At 71.2% G+C, this 12894-nt stretch carries 15 protein-coding genes; 12 read left to right on the forward strand and 3 right to left on the reverse strand.

Going from position 1 to position 12894, the window contains the following annotated elements; translation table 11 throughout:
* Window positions 1-207: 207 nt before the first annotated feature.
* The 8 genes from carA (at window position 208) to VF746_06240 (ending at window position 5058) form a co-directional block, all read left to right on the forward strand.
* Window positions 208-1362: a glutamine-hydrolyzing carbamoyl-phosphate synthase small subunit gene (carA, locus tag VF746_06205; protein ID HEX8691990.1), complete on the forward strand. Its 1155-nt coding sequence runs from the start codon at window positions 208-210 to the stop codon at window positions 1360-1362.
* A 315-nt stretch (window positions 1363-1677) separates the two neighbouring features.
* Window positions 1678-1971 (forward strand): HU family DNA-binding protein, encoded by a 294-nt coding sequence (locus VF746_06210; GenBank protein ID HEX8691991.1) that lies wholly within the window; start codon window positions 1678-1680, stop codon window positions 1969-1971.
* Between the two features lie 112 nt (window positions 1972-2083).
* On the forward strand, window positions 2084-2281 hold the full coding sequence (locus tag VF746_06215; protein HEX8691992.1) for a hypothetical protein: 198 nt from the start codon (window positions 2084-2086) through the stop codon (window positions 2279-2281).
* Window positions 2282-2438: 157 nt separating this feature from the next.
* A complete protein-coding gene (locus VF746_06220; protein HEX8691993.1) occupies window positions 2439-2744 on the forward strand; it encodes a hypothetical protein in 306 nt (101 codons plus the stop codon).
* A 236-nt stretch (window positions 2745-2980) separates the two neighbouring features.
* Window positions 2981-3247 (forward strand): MoaD/ThiS family protein, encoded by a 267-nt coding sequence (locus VF746_06225; GenBank protein ID HEX8691994.1) that lies wholly within the window; start codon window positions 2981-2983, stop codon window positions 3245-3247.
* A gap of 1 nt (window position 3248) precedes the next feature.
* Window positions 3249-3710 (forward strand): molybdenum cofactor biosynthesis protein MoaE, encoded by a 462-nt coding sequence (locus VF746_06230; GenBank protein ID HEX8691995.1) that lies wholly within the window; start codon window positions 3249-3251, stop codon window positions 3708-3710.
* On the forward strand, window positions 3707-4759 hold the full coding sequence (gene moaA / locus VF746_06235; GenBank protein HEX8691996.1) for a GTP 3',8-cyclase MoaA: 1053 nt from the start codon (window positions 3707-3709) through the stop codon (window positions 4757-4759). The genes VF746_06230 and moaA overlap by 4 nt, the downstream gene beginning before the upstream one ends.
* A gap of 56 nt (window positions 4760-4815) precedes the next feature.
* Window positions 4816-5058: an AbrB/MazE/SpoVT family DNA-binding domain-containing protein gene (locus VF746_06240; GenBank protein ID HEX8691997.1), complete on the forward strand. Its 243-nt coding sequence runs from the start codon at window positions 4816-4818 to the stop codon at window positions 5056-5058.
* Window positions 5059-5552: 494 nt separating this feature from the next.
* Here the strand turns inward: VF746_06240 and VF746_06245 are convergent, their stop codons facing one another.
* The 3 genes from VF746_06245 to VF746_06255 all read right to left on the reverse strand — a co-directional run bounded on the left by VF746_06245 (window position 5553) and on the right by VF746_06255 (window position 7664).
* Window positions 5553-6491 carry an aminoglycoside phosphotransferase family protein gene (locus VF746_06245; GenBank protein ID HEX8691998.1) on the reverse strand — a complete coding sequence of 313 codons (939 nt, stop codon included), beginning with the start codon at window positions 6489-6491 and terminating at the stop codon, window positions 5553-5555.
* A gap of 82 nt (window positions 6492-6573) precedes the next feature.
* Complete coding sequence (locus tag VF746_06250; protein HEX8691999.1) at window positions 6574-7074, reverse strand: hypothetical protein; 501 nt, start codon at window positions 7072-7074, stop codon at window positions 6574-6576.
* Window positions 7071-7664, reverse strand: a complete 594-nt coding sequence (locus VF746_06255; GenBank protein ID HEX8692000.1) for a nucleotidyltransferase domain-containing protein — start codon at window positions 7662-7664, stop codon at window positions 7071-7073. Before VF746_06255 ends, VF746_06250 begins: the two co-directional genes overlap by 4 nt.
* Window positions 7665-7812: 148 nt before the next feature.
* Between VF746_06255 and VF746_06260 the strand changes: the two genes are divergently transcribed.
* From VF746_06260 to VF746_06275, 4 genes are all read left to right on the forward strand, one after another.
* Complete coding sequence (locus VF746_06260) at window positions 7813-9219, forward strand: glutamine synthetase family protein (GenBank protein HEX8692001.1); 1407 nt, start codon at window positions 7813-7815, stop codon at window positions 9217-9219.
* Between the two features lie 292 nt (window positions 9220-9511).
* Window positions 9512-10279, forward strand: a complete 768-nt coding sequence (locus VF746_06265; GenBank protein ID HEX8692002.1) for a glucose 1-dehydrogenase — start codon at window positions 9512-9514, stop codon at window positions 10277-10279.
* A 9-nt stretch (window positions 10280-10288) separates the two neighbouring features.
* Window positions 10289-11089, forward strand: a complete 801-nt coding sequence (locus tag VF746_06270; GenBank protein HEX8692003.1) for a gamma-glutamyl-gamma-aminobutyrate hydrolase family protein — start codon at window positions 10289-10291, stop codon at window positions 11087-11089.
* 253 nt (window positions 11090-11342) lie between these two features.
* The gene (locus VF746_06275) at window positions 11343-12719 is read left to right on the forward strand and encodes an aldehyde dehydrogenase family protein (protein HEX8692004.1); all 1377 of its coding nucleotides are present in this window, start codon (window positions 11343-11345) and stop codon (window positions 12717-12719) included.
* Window positions 12720-12894 lie beyond the last annotated feature (175 nt).

Raw genomic sequence — 12894 nt, forward strand, 5'->3', positions numbered from 1 at the left:
CAGGCATCCGCTCGATTCACCACCCACCAGGAGGGTCGAGTAGATCCCTCGGGTCGCTACCGCTCCCCTCGGGATGACACCGTTTGGAGCAACGGACTTGCTCCGCACTCACGCACTCACGCACTTCGCACTTCGCACTCCCGTCCTTGACACCCCGCCCGCCGCCGGTAGATTCACGCGGCCCGCAACTGCGCGGCGCCCTTGCACTTGGAGCGCACCGACAGGGAGGCCGGGGTGGCCGAGCCCGCCGTTCTGATGCTGGAGGATGGACGCACCTTCCGCGGGGAGGCGCACGGCGCCCCCGGCACCGCGTTCGGCGAGGTGGTCTTCAACACCTCGATGACCGGGTACCAGGAGGTCCTCACCGACCCCTCGTACACGGGCCAGCTGGTCACCATGACGTACCCGCTCATCGGGAACTACGGCGCCAACCCCGAAGACCAGGAGTCGGCGCGCCCCCAGGTGGCGGGCTTCGTGATCCACGAGGCGCCGCCCCGCTACAGCAACTGGCGCGCGCGGGAGTCGCTGGACGACTACCTGAAGCGCCACGGCGTGGTGGCCATCTGCGGCGTCGACACGCGCGCGCTCACCCGCCACATCCGCTCGCTGGGCGCCATGCGCGGCGCCATCGCCCCCGCGCGGGCGCCCGCGGACGAGCTGCTCGAGCGGATCCACGCCCAGCCGCCGATGTGCGGGCTCGACCTGGCCGACGAGGTGTCGACGCCCGAGCGCTACGTGGTCCCCGCGGTGGGAGAAACGCGCTTCCGCGTGCTGGCGTACGACTTCGGCGTCAAGTCGCACTCGCTGCAGCTCCTGGCGCAGCGCGGGTGCGAGGTCACGGTGATCCCCTCGTCCACCCCGGCCGGCGAGCTGGTGGCCGCGGGCGCCGACGGGCTCTTCATCTCCAACGGCCCCGGCGACCCCGAGGCCGTCCCCCACGCCCTCGACTCGATCCGCGCGCTGGCGGCCGGGGACACGCCCGTCTTCGGCATCTGCCTGGGGCACCAGCTGATCGCGCGCGCCTTCGGGGCGCACACCTACAAGCTGCTGTACGGCCACCGCGGCGGGAACCACCCGGTGCGGCGCCTGGCCGACGGCGCGGTGGAGATCACGGCGCAGAACCACGGCTTCGCGGTGGAGGGTGGTGAGGAGGGGATCCCCGGCGCGCCCGACCTCAGGGTCACGCACGTGAACCTGAACGACGGCACCGTGGAGGGGCTCGAGCACACCGCCCAGCCGGTGTTCTCGGTGCAGTACCACCCCGAGAGCGCGCCCGGCCCGCACGACTCCCGCTATCTCTTTGACCGCTTTGTGGATGAGATGGCGAAGCGCTCCGCGCGGGCCGCCGCACGGAATGCTTGACGGAACAGACGGCGCGGATTATCCTTCCGCCTTATAAGTCACCGTCTACCACTTCCTTACGCTCTCTCGCCCCGCGCAGGAGCCCGCCGGCCGCCTCGGCCCGAACCGCTTTCCTGCCGCACCCCGAGTGACGCCGTCCCGCGCGGGAAGGGGCGCGAAACGCCCGGTGTATTCGGACCGAGCCGTGCCGAAGTGACGGGACCTATGCTCCGCCTGGAGGGATCAGGGCGGAATCCCCAGCCAGCCGCACGCCCGCGGCGCGCACCGAACCGGGGCGCCAGGCCCCAGCTTCCAGAACCTCCAGGAGGAGCATCCATGACCAAGGCGGATCTTGTCCAGCGGGTCGCCGACACCATCGGCCCGGGGGTCACCAAGCGCGACTGCGCGGTGGTGGTCGACGCGTTCCTGAACGCCATCAAGGACGCGATGGGCGAGCACCAGAACATCGAGATCCGGGGCTTCGGCACCTTCAAGGTCCGCGAGCGCAAGAGCCGGCTGGCGCGCAACCCGCGCACCGGCGACCCCGTCGAGGTGCCGCCGCGCGCGGTGCCGGTGTTCAAGCCCTCGAAGGAGCTGCGCGCCCTGGTCGAGGAGCGCCCGCTCGTCTGAGCCGGGCCCTCCCCCGGGCCCTGCCTCGCACCGATCGGCGCCCGTCCCCTGCACCGGGGGCGGGCGCCGTTCTTGCGTTGGACGGGTGGGCCACCCCTGGAGGAGCCCGCCCATGCCGCACCCGATCCCCCGCGACGAGTCGCCGCACCGCGGCCGCGCCGAAGACCGGCGCCGCCTCGGACCCTATGAGACCGTCTACGACATCCGCCGCGGCTACGACCTGCCCGTGCGCGAGCGCCGCCGCGGCGCCGGGGACGTGCTGCTCTTCCGCGGGCGCGAGGAGGAGGGGGCGGGTGGCAAGGGCGGATGAATCCGCGGCTACAACCACGGAAAGCCTCGCCTGACGGGCATCGCCCCGGAGACTGGTTCGGTGAGGGCGAGGCTTCAACAGCATGGGAGACTGGCAGGCCCGTGCTGTCTCGCACTTAGCACTCAGGACTTCGCACTTCGCACTCGGGGTTCACGCCATGCTGATCCAGGAAGTGCTGACGGAGCTCCCCGCCGAGGAGGTGATCCAGCGCGCGCGGGACTGGTTCACGCTCAGGCTGACGCCGTACGCGGCGTTCACGGAAGACGCGGGGCCCACCCACATCAAGCTCACCACCGAGGCGGGCGAGGTGACGATCGGGGCGGGGAAGCAGGGCGACCGCACCCTGGTGCGCGGCTCCACCTCGCGCCTGCACCACGAGTTGTCGCAGTTCCTCTCCACGCTCGCCCCGCCCGAGGAGGTGCGCCAGAGCGTCCCCGGCCCCGGTGCGTCCGGCGCGGGGTGAGCCTTTGCCCTGGCCATCTCTGGAATAAGAATTCACGCAGAGCAGCAGAGTCAGCAGAGAACGACGGTTTTCCTCTGCTGACTCTGCTGCTTTGCGTGAGCCATCGTCGATCTCGATCCTGAGCGAATCCCGGCCGATGGGAACCCGGGCTGCCTCCGCGAGCTTCCGTCGATAGAGGCTCGCGCCGAACCCCGCGTCCGTGGCGGGGTACCCTCCCGCGCGTTATCGTTCGAACGATGCCCAACCTGGAACCGCCGATGATCGTCCGCTCGCTCTTCTTCGCCCAGTACCGCGAGCTCGCCGGCGCCGACGAGCTCCGCGTGGAGCTGCCGCCGGGGGCGAGCGTGGCCGATCTCGTCGCCGAGCTGCGCGCGCGGGCGAACGGGCTGTCGTCGCTCCCCGCCGCCCCGCTGGTGGCCGTCAACATGGACTACGCGCCCCTCGCCACGCGGCTCGAGCATGGCGACGAGGTGGCGTTCATCCCGCCCGTGGCCGGGGGGTGAGGTGGCCGCCGCGTACGCCGCCGTGACGCCCGAGCCGCTCGACGCGGCGCGCCTGCTGGCCGACACGCTCTCGCCCGCGGACGGCGCCGCCGTGCTCTTCTGGGGCGTGGTCCGCAACGAGAACGACGGCCGCGCCGTGACCCACCTGGAATACCACGCCTACGCCGGGATGGCCGAGCGGCAGATGCACCGCATCGCCGAGGAGGCCATCGCGCGCTTCGGCACCGGCGACATCCGCGTGGTGCACCGCGTGGGCGACCTGCGGGTGGGCGAGGCGAGCGTGGCCGTCGTCGTGGCCTCGCCGCACCGGGGCGAGGCGTACCAGGCGTCGCGCTACGTGATCGAGGAGCTCAAGAAGCGCGTCCCCGTCTGGAAGCGCGAGGGGTACGCGGAGGGCGGCAGCGAGTGGGTGCCCGGCTTCACCGCGAGCGCGGCGGAAGTGGCCGAAGGGAGGCCGCTGTGAGCGCGCTGGTGCAGCTCGGCGGGCGCCACCCGGCGGTGGCCGAGAGGGCCGTCCCCGAGCAGGGGCCGATGCACGACGGCTTCGGGCGGCGCATCGAGTACCTGCGCATCTCCGTCACCGACAAGTGCAACCTGCGCTGCGTCTACTGCATGCCCGTGGAGGGGCTGCCGTGGCTGAAGCGCGAGGAGCTGCTCTCGTACGAGGAGATCGCCGAGGTCGTGCGGGTGATGGCGGGGATGGGCCTCAGGAAGGTGCGCATCACCGGTGGTGAGCCGCTGGTCCGCCGCGACCTGGCGGCGCTCGTGCGCATGCTGCGCGCGGTGGACGGCATCGCCGACATCGCGGTCTCCACCAACGCGGTGCTGCTGGAGGAGCAGGCCGGCGAGCTGCGGAAGGCGGGGGTGGACCGGCTGAACGTCTCGCTCGACTCGCTGCGCCCCGACCGCATCGACGCCATCGCCCGCCGCCCCGGGAGCGCGGCGGCGATCCTGCGCGGGCTGGACGCCGCCGAGCGCGTCGGCTTCGCGCCGATCAAGGTCAACTGCGTGGTGATGCGCGGCCGCAACGACGACGAGGTGGAGGACTTCGCGGCCGTCACCCGCGAGCGCCCCTGGCACGTGCGCTTCATCGAGGTGATGCCCACGGGCGACAACCTGGGCGTCTCGCGCGACGAGTACGTCTCCAGCGACGAGGTGCTGGCGCGGGTGCGGACGATCGGCGCGCTGGAGCCGGTGGCGGGCCCGCCGGGGAACGGGCCTGCGCGCTACTGGGCCTTCCCCGGCGCCGCGGGGACGGTGGGCGTCATCACCCCGATGAGCCACAACTACTGCGGGAGCTGCAACCGCATGCGGCTCACGGCCGACGGCCAGCTCCGCCCCTGCCTGTTCGGATCGATCCAGACCGACCTGCGCGACGCGCTCCGCCGCGGCGAGCCGATCGAGCCGCTGGTGCGCCGGACGCTGCGCATCAAGCCCGAGCGCCACTGGCTCGTCCAGGGGAGCGACGAGGGGAGCGGCGGCCTGCTGGCGCTCTCGCAGGTGGGGGGATGAGGGGCTTGTCCGGAAGCGTACGTTTCAGCTTGTCCGCGGATGGGAGATGAACTGCGATGCGAGCACGCGTACAGAAGTGGGACGACGACCTCGCCCTTCGGATCCCCAAAGCCCTGGCAGACATGTCGACACTCGAGGAAGGCTCGGACGTGGAGCTCACGATCGAGGCGGACCATCTGGTCGTCACGCCCGTTCGCAGGCGGAAGTACACGCTGGATGAGCTTCTCGCTCAGGTGGACGAGAACGATCTGCATCCCGAGGTGGATACCGGGCCCAGCGTTGGGGAGGAGGCCTGGTGAGTGCTCCCGGGAGTTACATTCCCGGGCGCGGCGATCTCGTCTGGATCGACTTTGATCCTCAGGCAGGACATGAGCAGGCAGGTCGCCGTCCGGCGGTCGTGATCTCGCCCTTTGCCTACAATGGAAAGCTGAGTCTCGCTCTGCTCTGCCCCGTTACCTCTAAGGTGAAAGGGCAGCCTTTCGAGGTGCCGATTCCACCGGGAGGTCGGGTTACGGGCGTGGTTCTGGCTGATCAGGTGAAGAGTCTGGATTGGCGTGCGCGGCGGGCTGTCTTCATCGAGAAGCTCTCTCCGGAATCAGTCGCCGAGATCTTGGAGCGGCTACTTCCTCTCCTTGAGCCCACCGCGTAGACTGGCAGGACGATCCGAACGGGAACTCGATATGAATCGGCCGCTCTGTTCGAGCGGCCGATCTCGTCATCTGCGGCAGGTTGTAGGCACACGAGCACAGACGACCGCGGCGGGGCGGCGGGAGAGGGAGATGGCCGGGTCGGATCAGCTTCGACGAGCCGCGCGCAGGCGCGCGATCGCGTGCCGCGTCCAGTGCAGGTCCTCGGCGAGGGTCCGCCCGCACCAGCTCTGCTCCGGCGGGACGCCCGCCCGGAAGGCGAGGTAGCAGACCGCGCACGCCGCGTTGTACAGCAGCACGCGCTCCCGTGAGACCGGGCGCCCTGCGGCCGGCTCGTAGACCGCCAGCGCGGCCTCGAGCAGCGCGTCGTGCGCGGTGTCGAACACCAGGTAGCGGAAGTCGAGGTGCCGGTCGGCCCAGCAGGCGCTCTCCCAGTCGAACACGCCGTGCACGCGGAGCGTGGCCGCGTCGACGCTCACGTTGTGCAGGCCGAGGTCGGCGTGGACGAGGACGCGGTCGTCCGGAGGAGTCCGATCCAGCAGCTCTTCGTACTCCGCGATGACGGCGTCGGCCTCGGCGCGGAGCCCGCGGTGGTCCACCACCCGCGGCAGGCGGTCGCAGATCCACCCGCGCGGCTCCGGCCAGCCCGGCCGCCGGGGGAGCCAGCCGGCGACGTCGGCCGCGCCGGCGCGTGTGTGCAGGTCGGCCAGGATCGCCCCGAGCGCCGCCCCCACGCGCCTGGCGGCCTCCGGCTCCCGGCGGACGCGGGCGTAGACGGCCCGGGTGTCGTGGACGCCCGGCACCATCGCGCGCACGTCGACGCCGCCGTCCGCCGACGCGGCGAGCACGCGGGGAGCCGCGAAGCCGCAGCGCTCCTTCAGCACGCGCAGCACGCGGCGCTCGGTCTGCATCGCCGCGAGCCCGGCGGCGGTCGCCGCGAACCACGCCAGCCGGCCCCCGGGGAGCCGGACGAGCCACCTGCCGTCTCGTGGGACCAGGTGCACGTCCGCGGGCGAGAGCCGAAATCCGAGCTCCGCCAGCGCCTGGCAGGCGTGTTCCGGGGTCAGCGCTTCGTGAAGCGTCACGATCGGGGAGCTGTTGCAGACGGTGAAGGTGCGGAAAGCTCCAAACGAGCGGCTGGACCTCCCGTTGGTCCGGCCGCTCGCGTCATTGCGACTTCGGGTGAATTTCGCGCGGGTCCTGCAAGACGTTCCGCAGTCGCGGGCGGCGCGCGATCAGGCGGGCGTGCGCGGCGGGGAGGAATTTGTCCAACACGGCGTGCATCTGGTTCCGCCACCGCTCTGCCAGCGCTGTGTCTTCCACCGTCCCGTACACGTTGTCGTGCCGCTTGCGGCGAAGTCCATCGAGCTCGGTCCCGAAGCGTGCCAGCTCTTCTGATTCAAGGCCCTGGATCGCGTAGAAAGTCGCCCAGTGGTGTCCTCCGGGCGACTTCACCGTGTATCCGGCGTCACGAACCAGGGTGGCCGCCGCGGCGAGTGCGGCCTCGTACGCCGCGTTGAACGCTCCCGGCGACGAGAGGCCGGGGAGGTGGGAGTCCTGGTACGCCCGGAGCGCCTTCCTCCAGATCACGGCGACCTCATCGTCGGAAGCCTCCAGCGCCACGAGAGTGTGCGCCGTGAGCAGGCGCTCGATTTCGGGTGAAGTCATGCGGCCATCCGGGCCAGGAGTTTCTCGTCACCCACGATCCATCGCTTCGGCTTCGACAGCACGTTACGAACGAAGTAGTGGTTCTCTTCGATGCGCCGGGCCAGGTCGCGCCGACTGTACTCGACCACGTTCACCACGCGTCCCAGGACAGCGGACGATTCCGAAGTACAGCGTCCCATCTCGTAATCCGGGATCTCCTCGCCGATGACGAAGAGGTCCAGGTCGCTTTCCAGCCGCGCGTCACCGGAGGCCACGGAGCCGAAGATGAACGCCGCTTCGACATTGGGGACGTCGGAGAGCGCCTCGCGCAGGACCTCGGTGGGGTCAGTGAACTCGCGCACCATGTGCATGAGCGCCAGCCAGCCCCGGTGCTCGTGGTTCGCGTGGTAGACCCGCCGGTTCCCCTCGCCTTCGCTGCGCAGCAGATCCAGTTCTTCCAGACGGTCGAGCGCGGCTTTGAGTGGCCGCACGCCTGCCCCGACGTGCCGCTGGAGCGCGCGGAAGTGCGGCCTCGCGCGTGGATGCAGGAGGAAGTACAGGATCACCCGGTACAGCGTCTCGGAGCCGAGCAGCATCGCCTTTGCGCTCATCGCGCACGCTCCCAGGAATCACGATCCAAACTGCTCCCAATTGTAGCGCATTTCGGACCCGCGGGCAAACGGGCGACGTAAACAGGGCCGTCTTCTTGCAACGCGGGGCGCGCGGCGGGAGCACCGACCACCTTTCCAGCGCACGAGCATGGACCACCGCGGCGGGGCGGCCGGGGAGGGGAGACGGCCGGGCCGGATCAGCTTCGACGAGCTGCGCGAGCGGATCGCGGCCGGAGAGATCGACACCGTGGTCTCCGCGATCACCGACATGCAGGGGCGGCTGATGGGCAAGCGCATCCAGGGCGAGTTCTTCCTGGAGCACGCGCACCACGGCACGCACTTCTGCACGTACCTGCTCGGGACCGACATGGAGATGGCCACCCCGGGCGGCTACCGGCGCATGAACTGGGAGACCGGCTACGGCGACTGGCTGGCGGACCCCGACTGGGAGACGCTGCGCGTGGTCCCCTGGCTGGAGAAGACGGCCGTCGTGCTGGCCGACGCGCGCGACGAGGAGTCGGGCGAGCTGATCCCCGTCGCCCCGCGCGGCATCCTGCGGCGGCAGGTGGAGCGGGCGCGGGAGCTGGGCTTCACCCCGCTGATGGCGAGCGAGCTGGAGTTCTACCTCCTGCGCGAGAGCTACGAGGCGGCCGCCGAGAAGGGCTTCCACGACCTCAAACCCTTCGGCTGGTACAACGAGGACTACCACCTCCTCCAGGCCACCAAGGCCGAGCCCCTCTACCGCCGCTTCCGCAACGAGATGACGGCGGCCGGCATCCCCATCGAGTTCAGCAAGGGCGAGGCGGCGCCGGGGCAGCACGAGGTCAACATCCACTACGCGCCGGCGCTGGAGGCGGCGGACCGGCACACGCTCTTCAAGCACGGCATCAAGGAGATGGCGTGGCAGGACGGCCGCGCGGTCACCTTCATGGCCAAGCCCGACCACCGCTGGACCGGCAGCAGCGCGCACATCCACGTGAGCCTCCAGGACGCCGCCGGCGAGCGGAGCGCGTTCCACGAGGAGGGCGCCGAGCCGTACGGGATGTCGGCGGCGATGCGGCACTTCCTGGGCGGGATGCTGCACGCGGCGCGCGAGCTGGCGTTCTTCATCGCCCCGTTCGTGAACTCGTACAAGCGCTACGCGGTGGCGAGCTGGGCGCCGGTGAACCTGGTGTGGGGGCGCGACAACCGGACGTGCTCCTTCCGTGTGGTGGGCCGCGGGGAGGCGCTGCGGATCGAGAACCGGCTCCCCGGCGGCGACGCGAACCCGTACCTGGCGTACGCGGCGGTGCTGGGCGCGGGGCTGCACGGCATCGAGGAGGGAATCGAGCCGCCGCCCGAGTTCCGCGGCAACGGCTACACGGCCACCGGCGTCCCGCGCATCCCCCGCGCGCTCTACGAGGCCGCCGACCTGCTGGAGCAGAGCCGGCTCGCGCGCCGCGTCTTCGGCGACGAGGTGGTGGAGCATTACGTGAACGCCGCCCGCGTGGAGCAGGAGACGTACGACGCGGTGGTCACGAGCTGGGAGCGCGAGCGGTACCTGGAGCGGGGGTGAAACGGCAGTGCGAAGTGCGAAGTGCGAAGTGCGGGCGAGCACGATGATCATCACCAGCAAACGGTGTCATTCTGAGGGAGCCGCCGCGCCGAACTCCCGGAATGCGCGGAACCCGGGCGGCGACCGAAGAATCTACTCACCCTGCCTGGTGGATCGTCCGCGCGCGACTGGCCTCGCGTGCGGGTGAGTAGATCCTTCGGTCGCGTCCGGCCACCGGCGCCGGGGCGAGGATCGCGCGGACGCTCCCTCAGGATGACACCATGAGGGAAAACACCAGAAGGAAACATCGCCGATGCGGCTCCAGGACAAGGTCTGCTTCGTGACGGGGGGCGCCAGCGGGATGGGGCGCGTGGCGGCGGAGAGCTTCTGCCGCGAGGGGGCGCGCGTGGCCGTCGCCGACCTGAGCGAGGAGCAGGGCGAGGAGGCGGCGGCCGCCGCCCGCGCGGCCGGCGGCGACGCCTTCTTCGTGCGCTGCGACGTCACCCGCGAGGCCGACGTCCGGCAGGCGATCCGGGCCACGGTGGAGCGCTTCGGGCGGCTGGACGTGCTCTACAACAACGCCGGGATCATGATGGAGGAGGACCACTCCGTCACCGACACCGAGGAGTGGGTGTGGGACAGGACGCTCGCCGTCAACGTCAAGGGGATCTACTTCTGCTGCAGGCACGGCATCCCCGAGATGGTGAAGGGCGGCGGCGGGTCGGTGATCAACATCGCCTCGTTCGTGGCGCTGCTGGGGTGCAGCGTGCCGCAGGACGCCTACACCGCCTCCAAGGGCGCCGTCATCGCGCTGACGAAGTCGCTCGCGGTGCAGTTCGGGCCCCGGGGGGTGCGCAGCAACGCCGTCTGCCCGGGGCCGATCGAGACGCCGCTGATGACCGAGTGGCTGCTGACCGACCCCGAGGCCAAGCGCATCCGCCTGGCCCGCAACCCCACCGGGCGCTTCGGCCGGCCGGAGGACGTGGTGAACCTCGGGATCTACCTGGCCTCGGACGAGTCCGCGTGGACCAACGGGGCGGTGCTCGTGGTCGACGGCGGGATCACCAGCAACTACTTCTGAAGGCGCAGCATGTCTTCCGCCCGGCCGCGGATCGGCCTCGCCCCCTGCTTCTTCCACGCCGATCCCACGAGGGCGATCTTCAAGGGGAAGACGCTCCTGTACCTGGAGGAGTCGCTCGCGCACTGGCTGCAGCGCGCGGGGGCGCTCCCCTTCCTGCTGCCCACGCCGGGCGGTGAGATCGGCGCGCGCGACCTGCTGGCGGAGGTGGACGGCCTGGTGCTGCAGGGCGGCTCGGACGTGGCCCCCGGCAGCTACGGCGAGGCGCCGCTGCGCCCCGAGTGGGCCGGCGACGCCGTGCGCGACCGCTACGAGATCGAGCTGGTGCGCGCCTGCCTGGAGATGGAGAAGCCGGTGCTGGGCGTCTGCCGGGGGATGCAGGTGCTGAACGTGGCGCTGGGCGGCACGCTGTACCAGGATCTCCAGACGCAGCGCCCCGAGTGCTCCGTCCACCGCGACTGGGAGGTCTACTGCGACCTGCGCCACCGCGTCCGCTTCGAGCCGGGCTCCCGGCTCTCGCGCCTGTACCCGGGGCAGGCGGAGGCGACCATCAACACCGTGCACCACCAGGGGATCAGGGAGCTGGGCGAGGGGCTCGCGGTGGAGGCGCGCGCGGACGACGGGATCGTGGAGGCGGTGCGCTACGAGGGCGCGGGGTTCGTCTACGGCGTGCAGTGGCACCCGGAGTTCCACGACCCGGCCGACCCCGAGCTGCTGGACGGCCGCCCGATCCTGGAGATGTTCCTGGGCGCGGTGGAGGCCCGCCGGGGCGCGGGCACCGGGGTTCACCACGCCGCCTTGCCGGGCGATTGAGCACGACTCCGTCGTTCCGAGCGGCGCCGCTGCGCCGGTGCCGCTGATGCACGGGAGCCGGGCGGCGTCCGAGGAATCTACTCACCCCGCCGGCTCGCCGGTTCCGGGCGCCGATCCTGCCTCGCGGCGGCTGCGGGTAGCCTCCTCGGGAGCGTCCGACCCGTGGTGCGGAGGCGGCCCCGGTGCCGACGCTCCACTCGGAATGACAGCCTTCGGGAATGCGCCGCAGGATTGAGGAGATCGGGGAAAGACGATGCTGCAGGTGACGAACCCCGCGACCGAAGAGGTCGTCCGCGAGCTGGAGGAGGACACGCTCGACACGCTCGCCCGGAAGGCGCGCGCCGCCCGCGAGGCGCAGCGCGCGTGGGCGTGCGTCCCCGTCGAGGAGCGCGTGGAGACGGCGCGGCGCTTCGGGCGGCTGCTGGAGGAGCGCACCGGCCGGCTGGCGGCGCTGCTCACCTCGGAGATGGGGAAACCGCTCGCCCAGGCGCGCAACGAGCTGGCGGGGATGCAGGCGCGCATCGGCTTCTTCGTCGAGAAGACGGCGGAGGCGATCCGCGACGAGGTGGTGCCGGGCGACGGCGCCGTGGAGGAGCGCATCCGCTGGGAGCCGCTGGGCGTGGTGGCCAACGTGTCGGCGTGGAACTACCCGTACTTCGTGGGCTCCAACGTCTTCCTCCCCGCGCTGCTCACCGGCAACGCCGTGCTCTACAAGCCCTCCGAGCACGCCACGCTCACCGGGCTGGCGATGGCCGAGCTGCTGTACGAGTCCGGCGTCCCCGAGGACGTGTTCGCCACCGTGGTCGGCGGGGGGCCGGTGGGCGCGGCGCTCCTGGAGCACGAGATCGACGGCGTGTTCTTCACCGGCAGCTACGCCACGGGGCGGAAGATCGCCGAGGCGGTGGCGGGGCGGCTGGTGAAGGTGCAGCTCGAGCTGGGCGGCAAGGACCCCGTCTACGTCTGCGACGACGTCGACGTCCCCGCGGCCGCCGCGGCCACCGCCGAGGGCGCCTTCTACAACGCCGGGCAGAGCTGCTGCGCCATCGAGCGCCTCTACGTCCACCGCTCCATCGCCGCCGGGTTCACCGACGCGTTCGTGGAGACGGTGCGCGGCTACCGGGCGGGCGATCCCACCGACGAGGCGACGTACGTGGGCCCGCTGGCCCGCCGGGAGCAGCTGGCGGTGCTGGAGGAGCAGGTGCGGGACGCGGTGGAGAAGGGGGCGCGGCTCCTCTGCGGGGGGAAGCGGCGCGAGGGGCGCGGCTGGTACTTCGAGCCGACGGTGCTCGCCGGGGTCGACCACTCCATGCGCGTCATGCGCGAGGAGAGCTTCGGGCCCGTGATCGGCATCCAGGAAGTTGCCGGCGACGACGAGGCGGTGGAGCGGATGAACGACACCGAGTACGGGCTCACGGCGGGCGTCTACACCCCCGACCGCGCGCGGGCGGAGCGGGTGCTGGCGCGCGTGGACGCGGGGACCGTCTACTGGAACTGCTGCGACCGCGTGAGCCCGCGCCTGCCGTGGACGGGCCGCCGCCACTCGGGGATCGGCTCCACGCTCTCGGTGCTCGGCATCCGCGCCTTCGTGCAGCCCAAGGCCTGGCACCTGAACCCGAGCTGCGGGGGATAGGCCGTTCCATCCAGATCAGAAACGGATTGGAATCACGCGGAGACGCAGAGGCGCAGAGAGCCTTTGCAGTTTCTTCTCCGCGTCTCTGCGTCTCTGCGTGAGATTTTTCAGGACGTGCCCCGAACGATACGCTGGAAGCCGAAGCAGCCCCGGAAGCCGAAGCCCCCGGGGCTGC

This window comes from Longimicrobium sp. (genome assembly GCA_036389795.1).
In the GTDB taxonomy this organism is placed as follows: Bacteria; Gemmatimonadota; Gemmatimonadetes; order Longimicrobiales; family Longimicrobiaceae; genus Longimicrobium.

Excerpts from the sequence above, each read along its gene's own strand:
- VF746_06210 (HEX8691991.1), top strand. The coding sequence starts at position 1,678 with ATGACCAAGGCGGATCTTGTCCAGCGGGTCGCCGACACCATCGGCCCG.
- VF746_06215 (HEX8691992.1), top strand. The coding sequence starts at position 2,084 with ATGCCGCACCCGATCCCCCGCGACGAGTCGCCGCACCGCGGCCGCGCC.
- VF746_06220 (HEX8691993.1), top strand. The coding sequence starts at position 2,439 with ATGCTGATCCAGGAAGTGCTGACGGAGCTCCCCGCCGAGGAGGTGATC.
- VF746_06225 (HEX8691994.1), top strand. The coding sequence starts at position 2,981 with ATGCCCAACCTGGAACCGCCGATGATCGTCCGCTCGCTCTTCTTCGCC.
- VF746_06240 (HEX8691997.1), top strand. The coding sequence starts at position 4,816 with ATGCGAGCACGCGTACAGAAGTGGGACGACGACCTCGCCCTTCGGATC.
- VF746_06250 (HEX8691999.1), bottom strand. The coding sequence starts at position 7,074 with ATGACTTCACCCGAAATCGAGCGCCTGCTCACGGCGCACACTCTCGTG.
- VF746_06255 (HEX8692000.1), bottom strand. The coding sequence starts at position 7,664 with ATGAGCGCAAAGGCGATGCTGCTCGGCTCCGAGACGCTGTACCGGGTG.
- VF746_06260 (HEX8692001.1), top strand. The coding sequence starts at position 7,813 with ATGGACCACCGCGGCGGGGCGGCCGGGGAGGGGAGACGGCCGGGCCGG.
- VF746_06265 (HEX8692002.1), top strand. The coding sequence starts at position 9,512 with ATGCGGCTCCAGGACAAGGTCTGCTTCGTGACGGGGGGCGCCAGCGGG.
- VF746_06270 (HEX8692003.1), top strand. The coding sequence starts at position 10,289 with ATGTCTTCCGCCCGGCCGCGGATCGGCCTCGCCCCCTGCTTCTTCCAC.
- VF746_06275 (HEX8692004.1), top strand. The coding sequence starts at position 11,343 with ATGCTGCAGGTGACGAACCCCGCGACCGAAGAGGTCGTCCGCGAGCTG.